The following is an 18,859-nucleotide window of genomic DNA, read 5'->3' as shown; positions in this document are numbered from 1 at the left end:
CCGGTCCGTCAGGAATCGTGAACGAGTGAAGGCACCGCGAAGCGGCGGGATGGGCTGGCGCAGGGCCCGGGAGATACCGTCTTAATTATGTTTTAGCAAGAGGTACTTTTTCGTCAAAAGGCTGACCTGATTTCAGTACGCCATAAGCGATCTGGAGCAATTTTCTCATCGCCGCACACACCACAACTTTACCTTTCTGACCACGAGCCAGCATTCGATCACGTAATGATTTTACGACAGGATTAAACGTCATAGCCGTCAGTGCAGGCATGTATAACGCCTTGCGCAGGTTGGCACATCCGCGCTTAGATATATGGCTTTGCCCCTGCCACTTACCGGATTCTTTCTGATAGGGGTTTAAACCCGCATAGGCTACTACTTTGCCACTATTACTGAACTGCGACATATCACCGAGATAGCCTATTAATGACGCACTCAGAATATCACCAATTCCGGGGATAGACGTAAGAAGCGCTTTTCTTTGCCGAAGAACAGGGTCAGCATCAATATGCTTTTTTATTTTTTTCTCAGTCTCAGATATCTGTTGTGTCAGGGCTTCAATTATTTCGAATATCGATGGTTTTACAACATCATCCGCAACACCCAGCCGGTTTAACTCAATCTGACGCATTTCTCTCAGCCCTTCCAGCCTGCGAACCAGGGCCAGAAGCTGACGTTCATTTAAGGGCGCTGGCTGCCATGGCTGGGGTTTATGACTGGCGCAAAAGCGAGCGATTAACCGCGCATCAACCTGATCGGTTTTATTGCGAATAATTTCACTTTTACCAAAAGAGTGGATCTGGAAAGGGTTAACGACGCTGACAGTCCAGCCGGATCCATACAGGAAGGTGGCTAATGCGAAATAGTAAGAACCCGTTGCTTCCATGCAGAGATGAGAGCCCTGATAAGGCTGTAACCACGCAATAAAAAGCTCAAAACCTTTGGGCGTATTAGCAAAAACTTTCGTTTTGTACTTTGTCTCACCGAGCCAGACAGCCGCATCGAATTTCAACATAGCTACATCAATACCGACAACAATACCGTGTTACATAAAGCCCCCAACCACTTAGCTTATGAAGAATATGTCGCCATAATTAAACTTATAAATGGGTGCTCTTATGCACAAGATACCGTTCAATTTTGAAGGCGACCGATATATTGCGGTGGTTTATTCTCCCAGACGAGTTCATGCACACAAGTGAAAAGCGAAACTCACCGCAATATCCCCAATGATCAGTCGGGGGATTATCGCGCGAATGCGGTAATCAAGATATAAGTGCAGAGGGCGCGGCCAGGCGTCCTCTGCTCGGTCGCCGCACGGCATGACTGAAACTGCCTCAGCCGATGGCGAACGAAAGTCGCTCAGCGCTTAACTGATCGGCATTACGCCATAAATGGCGCCCCAATTCCCGGAGGTGCGCATTAATGCGCACCTCGATTCAGACTTTGTTTTTATAATTGAAACTAATCTGAGAGTTCTGTTCTTTCGGCAAGCGTCGTGCCTCTAAATAAACCGATTTCCAGTACGGATTATTTAACGATGAGCGCATTACGCCCTGGCTTACTGACGCATGCAAGAACTGATGATCGGTGTCATAAAAGCCGACGTGCAGCTCGCGTTTAATACGGAAGAAGACTAAATCGCCGGGCTGTAAATGCGCTTGATCCACCGGCTTGCCCATGGCAATTAACTCTTTGGTGGTGACGCGATCCATTGGAATATTGAAGCGATCTTTTAGCGTGCGCCAGACAAATCCGGAGCAATCAACACCGGTTAATTGCGTGCCGCCCCACTGATATTTGGTCCCTTCCCACGAATGCATCTGATCGTGCAGTGCGGCAATCACCGGAATTAAATCGGGCTGCTTGCCGCCCTCTGCCGAGGTATCAACGCTCTCTTCAGCAGGCACATGCGAAGACTTAGAAGAACAACCGGCCAGGGTGAAAATAAACAGGCAGGCGATAACTTTGCTGGCGGCAGAATTGATCATGTGTTGGTGTTTTCGCTGAGGGAAACTGGGATGAGTGATTTATACCGTAAAGAAGTTGCAGAAATAAATAGCCTCGCGCTGAAATCTTTTAATTGCCGCTTGGTTTTACCTAAGTTTACGCTTCGGTAACATCTTGTATTTGAGTTAAAAATCTATTTTCCACACTGCTAATTTTTTGTGCAGGAGAATATTTGTTCTCCTGCACAGAATGGCATCAATTTCGGCTTACAACTGTAAGTTTAATACTTGCCGGAGAAATTCGCGCTAATACGCTGGGCCAAATAATCCTGCGCGGAAATAGGCGGATATTTTTTCTCCGGTCCCTCAATAATGACATCTTCATTGGCCTGGCAGAAAAATGCCAGGCTGTAGCGCGCCGGCACCGATTCTCCCGGCAGCGGATTACTGACGCGATGGAAATTTGACGGCAGTTTATCGTCACTCCAGCGCATTAACATATCGCCGATATTACAGGTGATTACGCCTTCGAGCGGCGGGATCGGCGTCCATATTTGCTCCTCCATCTCTCTGCCCGGACACACCTGCAAACCGCCCTGCCCATCGCGCTGGAAAAGCAACGTCAGGCAATCAAAATCGGTATGCGCACCGGCGCGCCACGGACCATCTGGCTCACCGCTGATGGCAAAATAATGCAGCATACGCAGCGTGCTTTGGTAGGTCTCGCGCGAAGGCTCATGCGCTTTAGCGAAGAAATCGTCGGGGAACCCTAGCTTCAGAGCAAAACATGAAAGCAAACGCATGCCGACTTCCCAGCATTGACGTTCAAACTGCAGCACATCGTGCTGGAAGTCGGGCAAAACGTCATCAGGCCATAAACCTTCCATACGCGGACGCGTTACCTGATATGACTCTTTTTGATCGGGTTTGCCGGTGGAAGGACGAATTTGTGCGCGATATTCCCAGCCCGCATTGCGGCGCAGCGGATGGCGAGCTTTAGCGCTTTGCGGCAACGCAAAAAAGCGTTCTGCATTAGCAAAAGCCGCAGTGATGTCGTCGAGTGGAATGCCGTGTCCGGAAACCTGGAAAAAGCCAATTTCGGTGGCGGCCTGCCACAGTTGATCGGCAATTTCCGCTTTACGTTCGGCAAAATTGGAGAGATCGATGATGCGCACATCGCGCGCCGCCTCGATGCCGCGCGCGCCCATGCGCGATTCTTTGGTCAGTTCATGCATAGCAAAAGTGGTCTTTTCCATTAGTGCACCTCGTTATTGAGCAATAACGGATGACCTGCCGGCAAAAGGCGGTCATCCCCGCGCCTGGCGAATGCAACAGGCGATCGAGCAATGACCCACCGAATGAAACCACGGCTGACAGCTTCTACTCACTTTAAGCCAAGCAAAGCCTGTGCCAGCTCGATATAGCACGCACAATCAATGATTTAAAGGAAGTGACGCATCCTGTCTGCACAAAGCCGGTGCAAAAAGTGCAAGCATGCATCCTTAACGCGCAGCGGCTGAGAGAAATGTGACTGCCTTGTTGCTGTAAAGAGAATTTATTCAAAGGGTTATATCAATGGCACGCCGTTTGCTAAATCCTAACTGAGTATAAGCGGTCAGCGTGACATCAGATTCACGCAGGACATTGCTCTACAGCAATAGCTGTACCTCGTCAGGGGGCGGTGCTTTTTAGGCATCGTGATGCATGTCATACGCTGGCATCCCCTGATGACGACAACAAACTCAACGTTTATTGGGGGTTTTATGACAATGTCGCGTTTCCGTTTCTCTTTATTTATTGCGTTACTGAGCACTTCTGCACTGTCGCATGCCGCAGACAAACTGGTATTGCAAACCACTTGGGTCGCACAGGCGGAGCAAGGCGGCTATTACCAGGCTGTCGCGACGGGCATCTATAAGAAATATGGGCTGGACGTTGAGGTGCGCTCCGGCGGCCCGCAGCTGAATAACATGACGCTGCTGCTGGCGAATCGCGCCGATGTGATCGTCAGCTATGACCTGCAAGTGTTACAGGGCGTTGAACGCCATTTCCCACTCAAAGCGATAGCCGCGCCGTTTCAGTTCGATCCGCAAGGCATTGTTACCCATGGCGATGTGAAGTCATTGGATCAGCTCAAGGGCAAAACCGTGCTGGTGTCAGCCAGTGGTCAAGCCAGCTGGTGGCCGTGGCTCAAAGGTAAATATCAGCTGCAGGATGGTCAGGCGCGCCCTTATACCTTCAACATGCAACCTTTCCTCGCCGATAAAAACACCGCGCAGCAGGCTTACGCCACCTCTGAAGTTCAGCAAATCAAAGCCGTCCAGCCCGACAGCCAATTCTATCTGTTTGCCGATTATGGCTATCCGGCGTACGGCGGCATCCTGGTTACGCGTGACGATTTGCTGCAAACACAGCCCGACGTGATGAAGCGCTTTGTCACCGCATCGATGGAAGGCTGGAAATCTTACCTCGCCAATCCGGCGGCGGGGAATGCGCTGATCAAAAAAGAGAACCCGCAAATGACCGACGCCATTCTGGCCTTTGGCGTGTCACAAATGAAAGCGCTGCACCTGATTGACGGCGGCGATGCGGCGAAACAGGGGCTGGGCGTGATGACGGATAAGCGTTGGCAGGCGACGCGTGACTTTATGGTCAACGCCGGTTTGCTAAAAGCCTCAACCGATTGGCAGAGTGCTTTTAGCACGCAGTTCGTCCCGGCAAAAACGGAGTGAGGTGACATGAGCCAACTGTTGATTAAAAACTGTGCTGCGATACTGACCGGCGACAAACAGCATCCACGCAGCAGCGCGCGCGATATTCGCATCCGCGATGGCCTGATTGTGGCGTTGGGTGAACTCAACGCCGTCAGTGAGGAAACCGTGATCGACGCGCGTGATTGCGTGGTGTATCCCGGCTGGGTCAATACGCATCATCATCTGTTTCAATCGTTGCTTAAAGGCGAGCCGCAGGGTCTGAATCTTAGCCTTGGTGGCTGGCTTGCAGCGACGCCGTATCGTTTTCGCGGCGCATTCGATGAAGAGACGTTTCGCATTGCCGCGCGCGTCGGCCTGGTCGAGCTGGTACGTTCCGGCTGCACCACCATCGCCGATCACCACTATCTCTACTGGCCCGATATGCCGTTTGACGGTGCCGACATCCTGTTTGAAGAGGCCGCGAAACTCGGCGTGCGTTTCGTATTGTGTCGCGGCGGCGCGACGCAAACGCGCGGGCTGGAGAGCGACTTGCCCACCGCGCTTCGTCCGGAAAACTTCCACAGCATGATGGCCGATGTTGATCGCCTGGTGGCGCGCTATCATCAACCGCACGATCGGGCGATGCGCCGCATCGTGATGGCGCCCACCACCACCCTGCACTCCACCACCCCGCAGGAGCTGCGTGAAAGCGCGCGCCTGGCTCGCCAGCTCGGCATTCGCCTGCACAGTCATCTCTCCGAAACCGTTGATTATCTCGACGCCGCCCAGGCCAAATTTGGCATGACACCGCTGCAGTTTTGCGCTGAGCATGAGTGGATTGGCGACGATGTCTGGTTCGCGCATCTGGTGAAACTGCTACCGGAAGAGATTGCCATGCTGGGTGCGGCGGGTAGCGGTATCGCACATTGCCCGCAAAGTAACGCGCGTCTTGGCAGCGGCATTGCCGATTTAGTGGCGCTGGAACACGCCGGCGTGAAAATTTCCATTGGCGTGGATGGCGCTGCATCGAACGAAGCGGCAGATATGCAAAGCGAAACCCATGCTGCCTGGCAGTTACAGCGCGTACGCAAAGGTATGCTGGCGCAGCCGCGTTATGCGGGCGGAACCTATGAGGGCGGTGGCGATGCTGCCAGTATTGAAGACGTAGTGCGCTGGGGCACGTCCGGTGGTGCGCAGGTGTTGGGGTTGCGCACCGGTCATATTGCGCCAGGCATGGCCGCCGATATCGCCGTCTACCGTCTCGACGATCCGCGCTATTTCGGCCTGCATGATATCGCCATCGGCCCGGTTGCCAGCGGCGGACGCGCCCGGTTAAAAGCGCTGATCTGTGATGGGAAAATGCTGATGCAGGATGACGTCATCCCGGGGTGCGATCTAGCGGAACTCGGCCGCGACGCTGCGCAAGCGGTGAAAAAATTGCAGCAGCGCGCGGGCGTTTTATAAGCCGTATTTACGCCGCTGTGTTTTTCTTACGCAGCGGCGCTTCTGGCAGAAACAGTGAGAGCACAAAGGCCAGCAGCATCACGCCGGTCGCCATTTGGAAGGCAGCGTGCACCGCACCGCCAAACACCTGAAGATAGGCTTGCTGTACGTCATACGGCAGTTGATGCACGGCATTGGGATCGAGCGCGCGCGGCAGCGCTTTGCCTTGCTCCACCAGCGTCGTCAGACCCGATTTCAGCACCTGACTAAACACTGCACCAAACAGCGCTACGCCAATCGAACCGCCAACTGAACGGAACAGCGTTACGGATGAAGTTGCTACGCCAATGCTGTCTGGCGTCACCGTGTTCTGCACCGCTAGCACTAATACCTGCATCACCATCCCCATTCCCATGCCCAATACGCAGGCAAACAGATAGATATGCCACAGCGGTGCAGAAAGGGTCAGCGTGGTGAGCAGCGCCATGCCGATGGTGGCCAGCAAGGTGCCAGCAATCGGGAACAGGCGATATTTGCCGGTGCGGCTAATAATGCGCCCGCTGACGATGGAGGTGATGAGTAATCCTCCCATCAACGGCAGCAGCTGTAAGCCTGCTTCTGTCGGCGTTGATCCTTTTACCACCTGCAAATAGAGCGGTAAAAAAGTGACGCTACCAAACAGCGACATACCGACGATAAACGCCATCAAACTGGCGAGCGAGAAGCTGCGATTGCGGAACAGCGATAGAGGAATAATCGGTTCCCACGCACGGCGTTCTTCATAAATAAAGCCGATCACCCCAATTACACCAAACGCCAGAATGCACCACAGCAGCGGATCGGACCAGGCGCGCAAGGTGCCGCCTTCGCTGGTAAACAGCGTGATGCCGACCAGCGCCATGCTAAGAAATACTGCGCCGGGATAATCAATCTCGTGCGGTTTGCGTTTATTATCGGTTTTGAACACCGCATTGATGATCACCAACGCAAACAAGCCCAGCGGCAGATTGATATAGAAAATCCAGCGCCATGAGGCGTGTTGCACGATAAAACCGCCCAGCAGCGGACCAATAACCGTCGCCAAACCAAAGACGCCGCCAAACAGGCCCTGATATTTGCCGCGATCCTGCGCTGGAATGACATCCGCGACGGCGGCCATACTCACCACCATCAAGCCGCCGCCGCCCAATCCTTGCAGCGCACGCGTGAAGATGAGCTGCTCCATATTCTGCGCCAGACCGCACAGCGCCGAGCCGATAAGGAACAGCACCACCGAGATTTGCAGCACAGTTTTACGGCCAAACAAATCGCCAAACTTACCGTACAGCGGCACCACGATGGTGGAGGCCAGCATATAGGCGGTAACGATCCACGACAGGCGATCCAATCCACCCAGTTCGCCGACAATGGTGGGCAATGCGGTTGAGACGATGGTTTGATCCAATGCAGCGAGCAGCATGACCAGTAATAAAGCGCTCATCAATAAACGGACGGAAGGAGGATTCTCCTCCCCGCGATCCGACTGCGGCGCGCGTGTTTGGGGTTTCATAACAGACACCAATTGAAATTAATTAAATACACAATTAATATTGATCGCAGTCTGACATGAATCAAGTGAGCGCGTAAAGATGACCGCACAAAAAGTCCCTGCTGACAAAATGGCCAATGCTGCCAAACCACGCCGCCCTGGTCGTCCACGCGGAGGTGCGATCAACGTGCAGCAGCGCGAACACCTGCTGGATATCACGCTGGAGCTGTATGCTGAAAGCGGTATTGGCGAGACATCGCTCAATGCGATTGCGCGCAAAGCAGGTGTCAGCCCGGCGATGCTCAATTACTATTTTCAATCACGGGAATCGCTACTGGATATTGTGGTTGAGGAGCGTTTTTTACCGTTACGTCAGCGGCTGGTTTCCCACTTCATGGACGACCCACGTGACCCTGTCACCACTTTTAGCGCTTTTATCCGTGAAGTGGCGGATATTGTCACCACTTACAACTGGTTTGCCCCGCTGTGGATGCAGGAAGTGATGCAAGGCGAAGGGGGTTTAGGCCAGCACATTAAAAAGCGCTTTGGTCATGGCGAGCGTGATGAAGTGAAAAAATTGATTGAAGGATGGCAGCAGCAAGGATTACTCAATGCGGATCTGGAGCCACAGCTGCTGATGACGTCGATTCTCAGCCTGGTGCTGGTGCCCTTCACCCGCTTTGCTAACGATCCCGCTTACAATCGCGACATCATCGTCCAGCATACCTTGAGTCTGTTTTGTCAGGGCATAAAACCACAAAAACGCGCCGCATTTTAGAGATTGAATCCTATCTATTATATTTCAATGGGTTACCCAAAAATGGCCGAGTACATATCTTTCATTATCCCTTACAGGGGATACGAATTATTTTATCCTCTACAGAGGATAAAATTGATTTCATCCTCTCTAAGGGATAAGGTCATCTATATCCGCTACTGAGGATAATCACCCTCAATCATGCTTCACTACGATGAGAATTCGAAATGATTTACAGTCCACGCCAACTTGCAAATCATGTCAGGCTGATTCGACAGAAGAACCAATGGACACAAAGTGAACTGGCGCAAAAAGTGGGTCTCAAGCAATCCACCATTTCTCACTTTGAAAACAATCCCGATCTGACCACGCTGGCAACCTTATTCAAGATTTTACAATCGCTTGACCTGCAAATGGACGTACGGGAAAAAGACGCCCTTTCTGTATCCACTCCGGAGAATGACTGGTGAAACAGGCACTGATCGCCTGGATGAACGGTGAACGTGTGGGTATCCTCACACGCAGTCCTAATGGCGCACACACTTTCCAATACGACCCGAGTTGGTTGAGCAACCGGCTGGCCAGGCCGCTATCGCTATCGCTGCCATTACAGTTACCGGTTATTTCAAGCGCAGCGGTACTTAACTATTTCGACAACCTACTGCCCGACAGCCCGTTGGTACGCGATCGCATCGTCGCGCGCTACCATGCCAAATCACGTCAGCCTTTCGATCTGCTGAGTGAAATTGGCAAAGATAGCGTCGGTGCCGTCATGCTACTGCCGATGGAAAGTACCCCCGCCGATTTAGGGCTGAGCTTCGAACAGCTGGATGAACAAAAACTCGAGCGTGTCCTATCGGCTTATCAGGCTGATATCCCGTTGGGGATGATCAGTGAGGAACAGGATTTCCGCATCTCGGTGGCAGGTGCGCAGGAAAAAACAGCATTATTAGCCACGGACAACGGCTGGGCTATACCGCATGGTGCAACGCCCACATCTCACATCATCAAATTGCCCATTGGTGAAATCAAGCAACCTTTTGCCACATTGGACATGCGTGAAAGTGTCGAAAATGAGTACCTATGCTTAGCACTGGCGCGTGAGTTGGGATTTGCTGTCCCTGATGCCAGCATCATGCACGCTGGCAAGATGAAGGCTTTAGCGGTGCAGCGATTCGATCGGCGCTGGAACCACCAGAAGACACAATTGCTGCGCTTACCACAAGAAGACATGTGTCAGGCATTCGGTTTACCGTCAGCGCTAAAATATGAATCTGATGGTGGACCGGGCATCACCGACATCATGCAATTCCTCATGGGATCCAGTAACGCGTTAGAAGATCGTTATTCCTTTATGAAATATCAGGTCTTCCAATGGCTGATCGGCGCAACGGATGGTCATGCCAAAAATTTCTCTGTCTTTATTGAGCGCGGCGGAAGTTACCGTCTCACGCCTTTCTACGACATCATTTCTGTCTTCACATCGATGGGCGGAAACGGCCTGAATATCCGTGATCTGAAACTGGCAATGAGTTTGAAAGCCAGCAAAGGCAGAAAAAATCAAATTGATAAAATTTTCCCTCGCCATTTTTTAGCTACGGCAAAGCAGGTTAATTTTGACCAGAATCGCATGATTGAGATCATCGATTTCTTTATCGCTGAAATGGCAGCCGCGATTGGGCGAGTGGCGAAAACATTACCCACTGATTTTCCGCAGCGTATTAGTGAACCACTTTTTGAGAACAGCATGCGCATGTTGGCGCGCCTGCAAAAATAATTTTTCTCTAGCGAAACTTTCCTCTCTGCTCCAGCGAACTGAACGATTGAGTCACCCAAATCGGAACTCCCCTACTTCGCAGGAGCAGATAATGAAACGCATGAAATCCCTCGTTTGTACCCTGACCATCACGGCAGCACTTGGTTTGTCCGCGTTCAACGCCGGTGCCGCATTGCCGGTCGGCGCGAAAGCACCTAACTTCGAACTGCAGGGCGCGTTAGCCGGTAAGCCGTTGACCTTTTCGCTGGATAAAGCGCTGCAGAAAGGCCCGGTAGTGCTCTATTTCTTCCCGGCGGCGTTTAGCAAGGGCTGCACCCTCGAAGCCCATGATTTTGCTGAAGCCACTGATAGCTTCACCAAAATGGGCGCCACGGTGGTTGGTGTTACTGCGGGCAATACCGATCAGGTTAGCGACTTCTCCAAACTGGAGTGCCGCGATAAATTCACCGTAGCAGCCGATCCCGGTGCGAAAGTGGCGGCGCAGTACCAAACCACCATGCAGATGAAGGGCAAAACCCTGTCCGATCGCACCTCATACGTGATCGCCCCCGATGGCAATATTCTGCTGAGTTACACGGATAGAAACCCCGATACGCATATCGAGAAAGCGCTTGCCGCCGTTAAGCAGTACGACGCTTCTCATCCGCAGACTAACTAAAAAATGAGGCCAGCGATGTTAACCGCCATGCTGGCCGCCTTCATCGGCGGCATCATTCTCAATCTCATGCCCTGCGTGTTTCCGGTGGTATCGCTGAAAGCGCTCGGCCTGTTACGCCATACTGACAACGCCGCCAGCGCGCGCCGTGAAGGTTTGGGTTTTTTACTCGGTGTTGTGGTCACCATGATGGCGCTGGCGGGCATCTTACTGGCAGCGCGTGCCGGTGGTGCGGCGGTGGGCTGGGGCTTCCAGCTGCAATCCCCGCTGGTTATCGCCTTGCTGTCGCTGGTGATCCTTGCTGCCGCGCTTAACTTGCTTGGCGTGTTTGAAGTGGGCTTATCGGTTCAGCGTGTGGGGGGCTCGGTTGATGTGGGTCGCGGTGCGTTTACGCGCTCAGCCCTGACCGGCGCGCTGGCGATTATCGTCGCGACACCCTGCGCCGCACCCTTTATGGCCAGCGCCATCGGCTATGCACTGGTACAGCCGCCTGCCGTAGCCTTGGTGATTTTCTTTGCATTGGCGCTCGGCTTTGCTGCGCCGTTCACGCTGGTTTCACTGTTCCCGGCGCTGGCTAAATTCCTGCCGCGTCCCGGTGCGTGGATGGATGTACTCAAACGCGGCCTGGCGTTCCCAATGTTTGGCGCTTACGCGTGGCTGGTGTGGGTGCTGGCACAGCAGGCGGGTAGCGCAGCGCTGGCCACTTTGCTGGCAGCCTCGGTCGTTGTCGCCTTCGCCGGCTGGTTGTACGGTATGGCGCAACATCGTCACTTTGCCGGTAAAAGTCATAAAGTGCTGTTTGCGGTAACGGCAGTGCTGATTGTCGCGGTCATCGCCCCGCTCCCCAGCCTGATTAAACCTGGCGCGGGACTGGCGGGCGATCAACTTACGGCAGACGTCATTAAAGCCAAATGGACGCCGCAAGCAGTTGCAGCGCAGCGTGGACACGGTAAAGCCATCTTCGTCGATTTCACCGCTTCCTGGTGCATCACCTGCCAGGTGAACGAGAAAACCTCGCTCTCCACCCAGGCGGTGAAAGATGCCTTAGCCAAAACCGGCACGCTGTACATGGTGGCAGATTCCACTAAATTTAACCCGGACGTGGATGACACCATGAGTGAGTTCGGTCAGGGCGGATTACCGATGTATCTGGTTTACCCCGCCGACGGCGGACCACCGAAAGTGCTGCCGCAGGTGCTGACACCGAGCATTGTAGTGAATGCGCTAAACCAGGCGGCGAGCAAGAAGGCGTAAGAACAACAAGGCGGATTATGCAAACAAGCGATAGCGCGCGCGAAAGTTGGCCCGCGCTAATGGAACAGGCGCAGGCGGGTAATCAGCTCGCCTATACCCGACTGCTAAAAGCGCTGGTGCCGGTGATTCGTTCGCAAGTGCGTAAACAGATCTCTGATGAGGCGCTGGTTGAAGATGTGATTCAGGATGTGCTGCTAACGGTGCATCGGGTGCGTCACACCTATAATTCCGCCTACCCTTTTTTACCCTGGCTGCTGGCAATTATCTCGGCGCGCGCCATTGATGCACTGCGGCGACGGGGTCGTCATCAGCAGTGGGAAGTGAATGACGAGGCACTCCCGGAAGCGGCCAGCGCCCCCATTGCGCCGCGGCAGGAGTCGCAGGAAGAGCTGGCCGGTTATCTGCGACAGCTACCGGCGCGTCAGCGCGACATTGTTGAACATGTGCATCTGCGCGAAATGAGCCTGACGGAAGCGGCCGCGCATAACAATTTAAGTGTGTCGGCGGTGAAATCGCTGCTACACCGCGCATTAACCAATCTGCGCCGCTTTGGAGCCAATCATGACCGATCATGAGCTGTTAATTGAAAAACTCGGACTCGAGATGCGCCCGGTTAAGCCGCTGCGATCTACCGGCTGGCGCGTCTTCGCCTGGCTGCTGCTGGCGTTACCCTGCGGGATTGCCGCCAGCCTATTGGTGCAGCGCAGTTTCACCGATTGGGCACAGCCCGGCGCGCTGCAGGCAATGTCTCAACTGGCGCTGGCCTTTGTACTCGGCACGCTGGCGATCCGCAGCGCCTTTGATATGAGCATCGCTGGACGTCGCAGCATCAGTTGGAAAGCGCTGCTGCCGATCGGTTTGCTGTGGCTGGGCATGAGCATCAGCCAGATTCCCGGCGAAGTGCCGCTGGTGCACGACAACGACAGCACGCGCTGCTTTACCTTTCTGCTGGTGGTGAGCACACCCATGATGGTGCTGATGATCGCCAGCCTGCGCCGCACCCGCGCGCTGCATCCGGTACGCAGCTTAGCAATGGCAGGACTGGGCGTTTCTTGCATGGCGGTGACGCTACTGGCATTTTGTCACCCGGTGCATCTGCATCCGCTGGATTTTGTCATGCATCTGGCGGCGATCGTGACGATTGTGGCGATGACGGTGCTGGTGGGGAAACGCTGGGTGACGCTGAAGTGAAGACGAAATAAACAAGGGGGATTTTAATCCCCCTTGCATCTCAACCGCCCGCTGCCAACTGCTGCACTTCACGCCAAACGCCCTCATCCACCGGAATGCCTTCCGATCTGTTACGTTCACGCGTGGCTTTTTGACGCTGACCCGGCCAGGTGACGCTGCTAAATCCTTCCGCCACAGCGGATCCATTCACATACTGCTGGATAGTTTCAGCCAACTGCTCAGTAAACGCTTTGCCGCTTAGCTGCGCGGGATCGAACACCATAAAGATCTGACTAGCGCCGGTACAGCTGCCTTGTTGGATAGCATCGATCTCAGCAGTACAGCTGCCCCCCGACAGCAGCGCAGCCATCGCATCCAGCAAAATCGCCATGCCGGAGCCCTTCCAGAAACCGGTGGGCAGAATGCGCATGGATTGCTCGATGGGCGCGGGATCGCGGGTCAGGTTTCCTTGCTGATCAAAGCCGCCAGGATACGGCAGCTGTTCTCCTTGCAGACGCGTCACCTGCAACTTGCCATACGAATATTGTGACATCGCCATATCCAGCACCAGCGGCCCCTCCTTGCCTGGCACCGCCATCACAAAAGGGTTATTGCCGAGGCGAGTATTTTTACCCCCCCATGCCGGCATGCAGGATTCGGTGTTAGTCCAGCAAATCGCTGCCATGCCCTGCTCTGCCGCACGCCAGCCATAGGTGCCTCCACGCATCCAGTGCGTCGTGTTGCGCATGGCCACCAGCCCCATCCCGTGCTCACGCGCTAACTCTGTCGCGCGATCGACAGCCAGAACAGCATTGGTAATGCCCGCTCCGCGCTGTCCATCCCATACTTCCATTACGGAAAGACTTTTTACCCGTTCCGGCACAGCATGCGCATCAACCCACCCCTTTTGCAGGTAATCGACGAAGCGCGCTACCCGGTTGAGGCCGTGCGACGGAATACCGTCACAGCTGGTCTCAGTATGAATTTGTGCGCACAGTGCCGCGGGTTTAGCCGCCATTCCAGCGTTGAGCAGGGCCTGTTCGATGGTGGACTGCATGATCTCAAAGGTTATGCGTGTCATGTTGCTGGTTTCCTTTAGCCGTAAGGTTTTCAGCGCGTGGATCAATGCGCTGCATAATATCGTTCTTGCCCCATAAACTGGCCCACGGCCAGCCGGTAAGTTTTTCGACCACTGCGCGCGTCTCAGCGGACGCCTCAGCGCCATTGCCACCTGCATGACGACGCTGGATCTCGGCGATTAGCAGCGCGTGATTGTGGCGATTCAGGCTGAAGCCGCGTGCGCTAAATAGGCCGACGACGAGGAAGATCAGCGCGCCAATACCAAACACCAGCGCGATGCCGTGAACAGCTTCAGGTGGCTGGCTCACCGCACCTTTGCCGGCAAAACCATAGAATTGCAGTACCAACCCAACGATAAACAGCGCCACCGCCTGCACCGCTTTGCGCACAAACGTCATCACGCCAGCAAAAATGCCTTCGCGACGCTGGCCCGTCAGCATTTCATCCACGTCAGGAATAAAGCTGTAGATGTTCCAGCAAACGTACTGCGTCCCCGAACGTCCCATTCCCATCACAATGGCCGCACCCCATACCATCCACATCTGCGCGCTAATGCCAAACGCGTAGAAACTGATAAACAGCGCCACGCTGGTCAGCATCAGGTACTGCGCCAGCTTATAGGCCGCGCCGTTGCCAATATAAATGCAGAACGGAATCCACGCCGCGATGCAGAAGAACTGCACTACTGACATAAAGGTCATGCTGTTAGCGGCATCGATGGCGCTATGGCCCAGGACAAAGATGATGTAATACGCCAGCACGGCACCAAGTACATCGAGCGCCACATAAGCCCCGAGATACATGCCAACATGCTGACGGAAGGTACGCACCTGGAAGGTGGAAAGCAGTGAACGAAACAGCGCTTTCATATCGCGCTTGAACTCAACCGGCGCAGGCTTCTCAGTGATTTCAATGGCGCGCTCCCAGGTAAAGAAGTAGAGCCCAAAAATCACGATAGCGAAGAGCGTGGCAAAGATAACCGCCATATACAGGAAGGAGGATGACGCATCATCACCCAGCACAGCAATAATTGCCCCAGGAAGCCAGGCGGCAAGAATGCCCGCGCCCATGGAAAAGAACATGCGGACGCCGGTGAGACGGGAGCGCACATGGAAATCGTGGGCCATTTCTGCCGCCAGCGTTTCGTAAGGCACGATAACCAGCGTGTAGCAGGCGTAGAACAAGATGTATGTGGCGAGGTAGTAAGCGAATCCCATGTCGCTCACCCACATCATGATGTAGCTGAAGAACACCAGCGGTGCGCCGATCAGGAAGAAAAAGCCACGGCGACCAAAGCGCTGACCAAGACGATTGCGCCAGAAGTTGTCCGTGACATAGCCCATTAACGGATCAAAAAAGGCATCCAGCAGACGTGCGAAAGCGATAACGGCACCGGCTTCTGCCGGGCTTAATCCGCCGTAAGTGGTGTAAAAATACATTAGCCAGAGGCCAAGTATCGTGAAACTGCCGCCACCAAAAACATCGCCGCCGCCATAGGCCAGCATGTTTCTCAACTTGATGGGTTTCTCTTCGGAACGGTTAATCATCAGCAGCACCTTGTCAGGAGTTATGCCTTAATGATTTACATTTGATTAACTGCCATACAAGAATGTTTCTAATGTTTTGTGAGACTCAACCACTTTTTACCATGAGGGTCCGATTAAATTGTGACCGGTAAGAGATTTTGGGGAAAACTATGAAATTGCGGATTGACCAGGCGGTCCTGTGAGCTGCACTGACGACGAGAAAAAGAACGCTCCTAATCGGTATCGGCGTGCTACCAGAATAGCTCTCCTGGATGGGGCGGTACTGAAGTGAAGTAGTAATACCTATAAGATTATTGTTTTGATGCGAGAGACACGAAGCAGAAGATTAAAAATTAGCGCAGTCACATGGTAAAGGTCACATTTGTAAACTATAAAATAATAGCAATAAGAGAACTATTCCCATCATTTACCTCATCCAAGGACACGTATGAAAAAATTAATTTTCGTATTATTAGCAAGCTCATTATCATTTAGCGCCTTTGCTGCAGAGCTAATGACAAAAGTAGAGTTTGAAAAGGTAAAAGATCAGTATGTTGAGGTGGGCGAGATTTCTACCTCAGGTGAAACCGATGCTGCCAGTGCTAAAGAAGAGTTGTCGAAAAAGGCCGATGAAAAAGGTGGCGATATTTATATTGTTACCTCAGCGAATACCAATAACAAAATATATGGTACCGCCATCGTCTACAAGAAAAAGTAATGGCAAAAACGGCCTTAGCATGGCGTTATAATATAACTAAGGCTTAGGCCGTTCTTTTTTCTTTATAAGTCTGGCCCGCCGTATTGCAATAAAAAAGGGCGATTCCAGCGAACCACCCTTTTAATTCAGCGAACTTTTACTGCGGAATGACCTTCTCCGCCTTCAGCCGATCAAACAGCTGTGTGAATGAATCCAGCGTGGAACGATAGCCGGTGAAGCCCGCTTTGCGGCTCTTGCTCATGTCGGTAAAGGCTTCCATCGGACGGCCCAAATCGGCATCGGTGTGCCACCAGGATGCGAGCTTAGTAATGTCCGCTTCGCGCAGCTGATAACGCGCAGCCACATCACGCCAGGCGTCCGCCGCTTCCTGCATGCGCCCTTCCAGCGGCATCATCTGCGCCGGATACGCCGCCGCTTCCACGCCGAAATAGGCCGCCAGACGTGGCCACAACCAGTTCCAGCGGAACACGTCACCGTTCACTGCGTTGAAATCCTGATTGGCCGCTTCGGCCGCCGTCGCCGCCCACAGCAACTGCTCGGCCAGCAAACCGGCATCGGTCACATCGGAAACACCGTTCCACTGCTCTGGCGAGCCTGGGAAGATAAACGGCAAGCCCTGCTCGCGACACAACGTGGCGTAAACCGCCAGCGTCTGGCCCATATTCATCGCGTTACCCAGCGCAAAACCGACGATGGAGTGCGGACGATGCACGCTCCAGCGATAGCCATATTTCTCCGCACCGGCAAAGACTTCGTCTTCCTGGGCGTAATAGAAGTTATCGACCGGCTGACGACCCTGCTCCTCGCGGAATGGCGTAACCGGCACCGCGCCTTTACCGTAGGCTTCGAAGGGACCGAGATAATGCTTCAGGCCGGTTACCAGCGCCACATGCGCGCCATTCAGGCGTTCACCCAGGGCTTCAATCACGTTACGCACCATGCCGCCATTAACGCGAATGTTCTCTTTCTCATTTTCCTGACGCGACCACACGCTAAAGAACAGGGCATCCGGCTTCTCCTGCGCCAGCGCGGCACGCACCGCGTCTGCATCCGTGAGATCGGCGGTCAGGCTGCGACAGTCTTCCGGCACCGCGCCGCGTCCACGTGATAAGCCGCTTACCTGCCAACCTTCGCGCTGCAGTTTTTCTGCCAGCGCACGTCCAATCACACCGCTGATGCCTACAATCAATGCCTGCTTTTGCATTTCAATTCTCCTCAGTTTCAGTAATGATGAGTTTAATAGAGAATTAAATTCCTATCTCTGGCATTAATTCATGGCATTCACAACCTGAGTTCACTAATCAATGCACGATCAACGCCTGAAAGATATCGTCCCCTTTGTCGCCAGCGTGGAGAGCGGCAGCTTTGCCGCGGCTGCCGAGCGTCTGCACTTAACCGGTTCCGCAGTGAGTAAGAGCGTCACGCGGCTGGAAACACGCCTCGGCTCGCGCCTGCTGGAGCGTACCACGCGCAGCCTGAAACTCACCGACGCTGGCAACGCTTATTACCAAACCTGTTTGCGCATTATGGAGGAGCTGGCAGAAGCCGAAGCGGTGCTGGCGGCGCAGCGCACCATTCCCTCTGGCCGCTTGCGCCTCGCGGTGCCGAATACTTACGGTCGCCTCGGCGTGATGCCGCTGTTGATTCCCTTTTGTCAGCAGCATCCGGATGTCGAACTGAATCTGACGTTTTCCGATCGTTTTATCGATCTCTTCGACGAGGGAATTGACGTGGCGGTGCGCATTGGCGGATCGCCCGATCTGCCCGCCTCGCTCGGCTGTCGCCAGATGGGTCGCGAACGCATGGTGTTTTGCGCCTCAGCGGATTATCTGGCGCGCGTCGGTCGACCGAACAGTGAAAGCGAGCTGTTACAGCATCAGGCGATCCTGTATGAACGCGTCGATGGCAGCACCAAACCGTGGTTATTCACTACCGAAGATGGTTATCCACACTGGCGCAACGTGCCGCACCGTATGGCGCTGGGCGATGTGGATGCACAAGTGCAGGCGGTGTGTGGCGGGCTTGGCGTCGCGCAGATGCCATCATGGTTGATACGGGAGCCGCTGGCGCGCGGCGATTTGCAGATCATTCTGCCCCAACAGCAGCCGGACGGTTTAGCCTTAACGCTGATCTGGCCGCGCCGCAAACAGCTGCTTCCTAAAGTCGATGCGTTGCTGGCAGCGCTAGAAGGATTATCGATCCGTTAAATTGCGGGTGCGCATTAATGCGCACCCTACAGTGTGTTTCGTAGGGTCGCCATTTATGGCGTAATGCTCGTCAGTTAAGCAGCGCACTGGCTCCGCGGGGGT

Annotated in this window: 18 protein-coding genes; 11 read left to right on the top strand and 7 right to left on the bottom strand. The window is 54.0% G+C overall.

Annotated features, from left to right (window positions below; translation table 11 throughout):
• Positions 1–85 precede the first annotated feature (85 nt).
• The 3 genes from PMI17_RS10170 to PMI17_RS10160 all read right to left on the bottom strand — a co-directional run bounded on the left by PMI17_RS10170 (position 86) and on the right by PMI17_RS10160 (position 3,205).
• Positions 86–1,039: an IS110 family transposase gene (locus tag PMI17_RS10170; RefSeq protein WP_052013354.1), complete on the bottom strand. Its 954-nt coding sequence runs from the start codon at positions 1,037–1,039 to the stop codon at positions 86–88.
• A gap of 400 nt (positions 1,040–1,439) precedes the next feature.
• Positions 1,440–1,991, bottom strand: coding sequence for a C40 family peptidase (locus tag PMI17_RS10165; protein ID WP_007889009.1), 552 nt, complete (start codon positions 1,989–1,991; stop codon positions 1,440–1,442).
• A 239-nt stretch (positions 1,992–2,230) separates the two neighbouring features.
• A complete protein-coding gene (locus PMI17_RS10160) occupies positions 2,231–3,205 on the bottom strand; it encodes an isopenicillin N synthase family oxygenase (protein WP_007889007.1) in 975 nt (324 codons plus the stop codon).
• 507 nt (positions 3,206–3,712) lie between these two features.
• Between PMI17_RS10160 and PMI17_RS10155 the strand changes: the two genes are divergently transcribed.
• Both PMI17_RS10155 and PMI17_RS10150 read left to right on the top strand, forming a co-directional pair.
• Entirely contained in the window at positions 3,713–4,681 is a 969-nt protein-coding gene (locus PMI17_RS10155; RefSeq protein WP_036620826.1) for an ABC transporter substrate-binding protein, read from the top strand.
• A gap of 6 nt (positions 4,682–4,687) precedes the next feature.
• A complete protein-coding gene (locus tag PMI17_RS10150) occupies positions 4,688–6,106 on the top strand; it encodes an amidohydrolase family protein (protein WP_007889005.1) in 1,419 nt (472 codons plus the stop codon).
• Positions 6,107–6,113: 7 nt separating this feature from the next.
• Here the strand turns inward: PMI17_RS10150 and PMI17_RS10145 are convergent, their stop codons facing one another.
• Positions 6,114–7,634, bottom strand: coding sequence for an MDR family MFS transporter (locus PMI17_RS10145; protein WP_007889003.1), 1,521 nt, complete (start codon positions 7,632–7,634; stop codon positions 6,114–6,116).
• Positions 7,635–7,713: 79 nt separating this feature from the next.
• Here PMI17_RS10145 and PMI17_RS10140 point away from each other — a divergent pair, with 79 nt between their 5' ends.
• The 7 genes from PMI17_RS10140 to PMI17_RS10110 all read left to right on the top strand — a co-directional run bounded on the left by PMI17_RS10140 (position 7,714) and on the right by PMI17_RS10110 (position 13,247).
• Positions 7,714–8,391: a TetR/AcrR family transcriptional regulator gene (locus tag PMI17_RS10140; RefSeq protein WP_007889001.1), complete on the top strand. Its 678-nt coding sequence runs from the start codon at positions 7,714–7,716 to the stop codon at positions 8,389–8,391.
• Positions 8,392–8,597: 206 nt separating this feature from the next.
• A complete protein-coding gene (hipB, locus tag PMI17_RS10135; protein ID WP_007889000.1) occupies positions 8,598–8,840 on the top strand; it encodes a type II toxin-antitoxin system antitoxin HipB in 243 nt (80 codons plus the stop codon).
• Entirely contained in the window at positions 8,834–10,147 is a 1,314-nt protein-coding gene (locus tag PMI17_RS10130) for a type II toxin-antitoxin system HipA family toxin (protein WP_071531051.1), read from the top strand. Before hipB ends, PMI17_RS10130 begins: the two co-directional genes overlap by 7 nt.
• Positions 10,148–10,238: 91 nt before the next feature.
• Positions 10,239–10,805, top strand: a complete 567-nt coding sequence (locus PMI17_RS10125; RefSeq protein ID WP_007888997.1) for a peroxiredoxin — start codon at positions 10,239–10,241, stop codon at positions 10,803–10,805.
• 15 nt (positions 10,806–10,820) lie between these two features.
• Positions 10,821–12,056 carry a protein-disulfide reductase DsbD gene (locus PMI17_RS10120; protein ID WP_007888996.1) on the top strand — a complete coding sequence of 412 codons (1,236 nt, stop codon included), beginning with the start codon at positions 10,821–10,823 and terminating at the stop codon, positions 12,054–12,056.
• Positions 12,057–12,073: 17 nt separating this feature from the next.
• The gene (locus PMI17_RS10115) at positions 12,074–12,631 is read left to right on the top strand and encodes a sigma-70 family RNA polymerase sigma factor (RefSeq protein ID WP_007888995.1); all 558 of its coding nucleotides are present in this window, start codon (positions 12,074–12,076) and stop codon (positions 12,629–12,631) included.
• Positions 12,618–13,247: an NrsF family protein gene (locus PMI17_RS10110; RefSeq protein ID WP_007888994.1), complete on the top strand. Its 630-nt coding sequence runs from the start codon at positions 12,618–12,620 to the stop codon at positions 13,245–13,247. The genes PMI17_RS10115 and PMI17_RS10110 overlap by 14 nt, the downstream gene beginning before the upstream one ends.
• A 40-nt stretch (positions 13,248–13,287) precedes the next feature.
• Here PMI17_RS10110 and yiaK read toward each other — a convergent pair whose 3' ends face one another.
• Both yiaK and PMI17_RS10100 read right to left on the bottom strand, forming a co-directional pair.
• Positions 13,288–14,307 (bottom strand): 3-dehydro-L-gulonate 2-dehydrogenase, encoded by a 1,020-nt coding sequence (yiaK, locus tag PMI17_RS10105; protein ID WP_007888993.1) that lies wholly within the window; start codon positions 14,305–14,307, stop codon positions 13,288–13,290.
• Positions 14,288–15,853, bottom strand: a complete 1,566-nt coding sequence (locus PMI17_RS10100) for an MFS transporter (RefSeq protein ID WP_007888992.1) — start codon at positions 15,851–15,853, stop codon at positions 14,288–14,290. Before PMI17_RS10100 ends, yiaK begins: the two co-directional genes overlap by 20 nt.
• 427 nt (positions 15,854–16,280) lie before the next feature.
• Here PMI17_RS10100 and yahO point away from each other — a divergent pair, with 427 nt between their 5' ends.
• Positions 16,281–16,550, top strand: coding sequence for a DUF1471 family periplasmic protein YahO (gene yahO, locus PMI17_RS10095; RefSeq protein ID WP_007888991.1), 270 nt, complete (start codon positions 16,281–16,283; stop codon positions 16,548–16,550).
• 136 nt (positions 16,551–16,686) lie between these two features.
• On the opposite strand, the gene PMI17_RS10090 is transcribed toward yahO, so the two are convergent.
• Positions 16,687–17,754 (bottom strand): SDR family oxidoreductase, encoded by a 1,068-nt coding sequence (locus PMI17_RS10090; RefSeq protein ID WP_007888990.1) that lies wholly within the window; start codon positions 17,752–17,754, stop codon positions 16,687–16,689.
• A 100-nt stretch (positions 17,755–17,854) separates the two neighbouring features.
• On the opposite strand from PMI17_RS10090, the gene PMI17_RS10085 reads away from it, so the two are divergent.
• Positions 17,855–18,757 (top strand): LysR family transcriptional regulator, encoded by a 903-nt coding sequence (locus PMI17_RS10085; RefSeq protein ID WP_007888989.1) that lies wholly within the window; start codon positions 17,855–17,857, stop codon positions 18,755–18,757.
• Positions 18,758–18,859 lie beyond the last annotated feature (102 nt).

It is taken from the genome of Pantoea sp. GM01 (assembly GCF_000282675.1).
GTDB lineage: Bacteria > Pseudomonadota > Gammaproteobacteria > Enterobacterales > Enterobacteriaceae > Pantoea > Pantoea nemavictus.
The sequence above is the reverse complement of the archived record's forward strand: the minus strand, read 5'-3'. Positions and strand labels throughout refer to the sequence as shown.

Bases quoted from the DNA above. Each gene is read 5' to 3' on its own strand.
- PMI17_RS10165 (WP_007889009.1), bottom strand. From the start codon at position 1,991: ATGATCAATTCTGCCGCCAGCAAAGTTATCGCCTGCCTGTTTATTTTC.
- PMI17_RS10160 (WP_007889007.1), bottom strand. From the start codon at position 3,205: ATGGAAAAGACCACTTTTGCTATGCATGAACTGACCAAAGAATCGCGC.
- PMI17_RS10155 (WP_036620826.1), top strand. From the start codon at position 3,713: ATGACAATGTCGCGTTTCCGTTTCTCTTTATTTATTGCGTTACTGAGC.
- PMI17_RS10150 (WP_007889005.1), top strand. From the start codon at position 4,688: ATGAGCCAACTGTTGATTAAAAACTGTGCTGCGATACTGACCGGCGAC.
- PMI17_RS10145 (WP_007889003.1), bottom strand. From the start codon at position 7,634: ATGAAACCCCAAACACGCGCGCCGCAGTCGGATCGCGGGGAGGAGAAT.
- PMI17_RS10140 (WP_007889001.1), top strand. From the start codon at position 7,714: ATGACCGCACAAAAAGTCCCTGCTGACAAAATGGCCAATGCTGCCAAA.
- hipB (WP_007889000.1), top strand. From the start codon at position 8,598: ATGATTTACAGTCCACGCCAACTTGCAAATCATGTCAGGCTGATTCGA.
- PMI17_RS10125 (WP_007888997.1), top strand. From the start codon at position 10,239: ATGAAACGCATGAAATCCCTCGTTTGTACCCTGACCATCACGGCAGCA.
- PMI17_RS10120 (WP_007888996.1), top strand. From the start codon at position 10,821: ATGTTAACCGCCATGCTGGCCGCCTTCATCGGCGGCATCATTCTCAAT.
- PMI17_RS10115 (WP_007888995.1), top strand. From the start codon at position 12,074: ATGCAAACAAGCGATAGCGCGCGCGAAAGTTGGCCCGCGCTAATGGAA.
- PMI17_RS10110 (WP_007888994.1), top strand. From the start codon at position 12,618: ATGACCGATCATGAGCTGTTAATTGAAAAACTCGGACTCGAGATGCGC.
- yiaK (WP_007888993.1), bottom strand. From the start codon at position 14,307: ATGACACGCATAACCTTTGAGATCATGCAGTCCACCATCGAACAGGCC.
- PMI17_RS10100 (WP_007888992.1), bottom strand. From the start codon at position 15,853: ATGATTAACCGTTCCGAAGAGAAACCCATCAAGTTGAGAAACATGCTG.
- yahO (WP_007888991.1), top strand. From the start codon at position 16,281: ATGAAAAAATTAATTTTCGTATTATTAGCAAGCTCATTATCATTTAGC.
- PMI17_RS10090 (WP_007888990.1), bottom strand. From the start codon at position 17,754: ATGCAAAAGCAGGCATTGATTGTAGGCATCAGCGGTGTGATTGGACGT.
- PMI17_RS10085 (WP_007888989.1), top strand. From the start codon at position 17,855: ATGCACGATCAACGCCTGAAAGATATCGTCCCCTTTGTCGCCAGCGTG.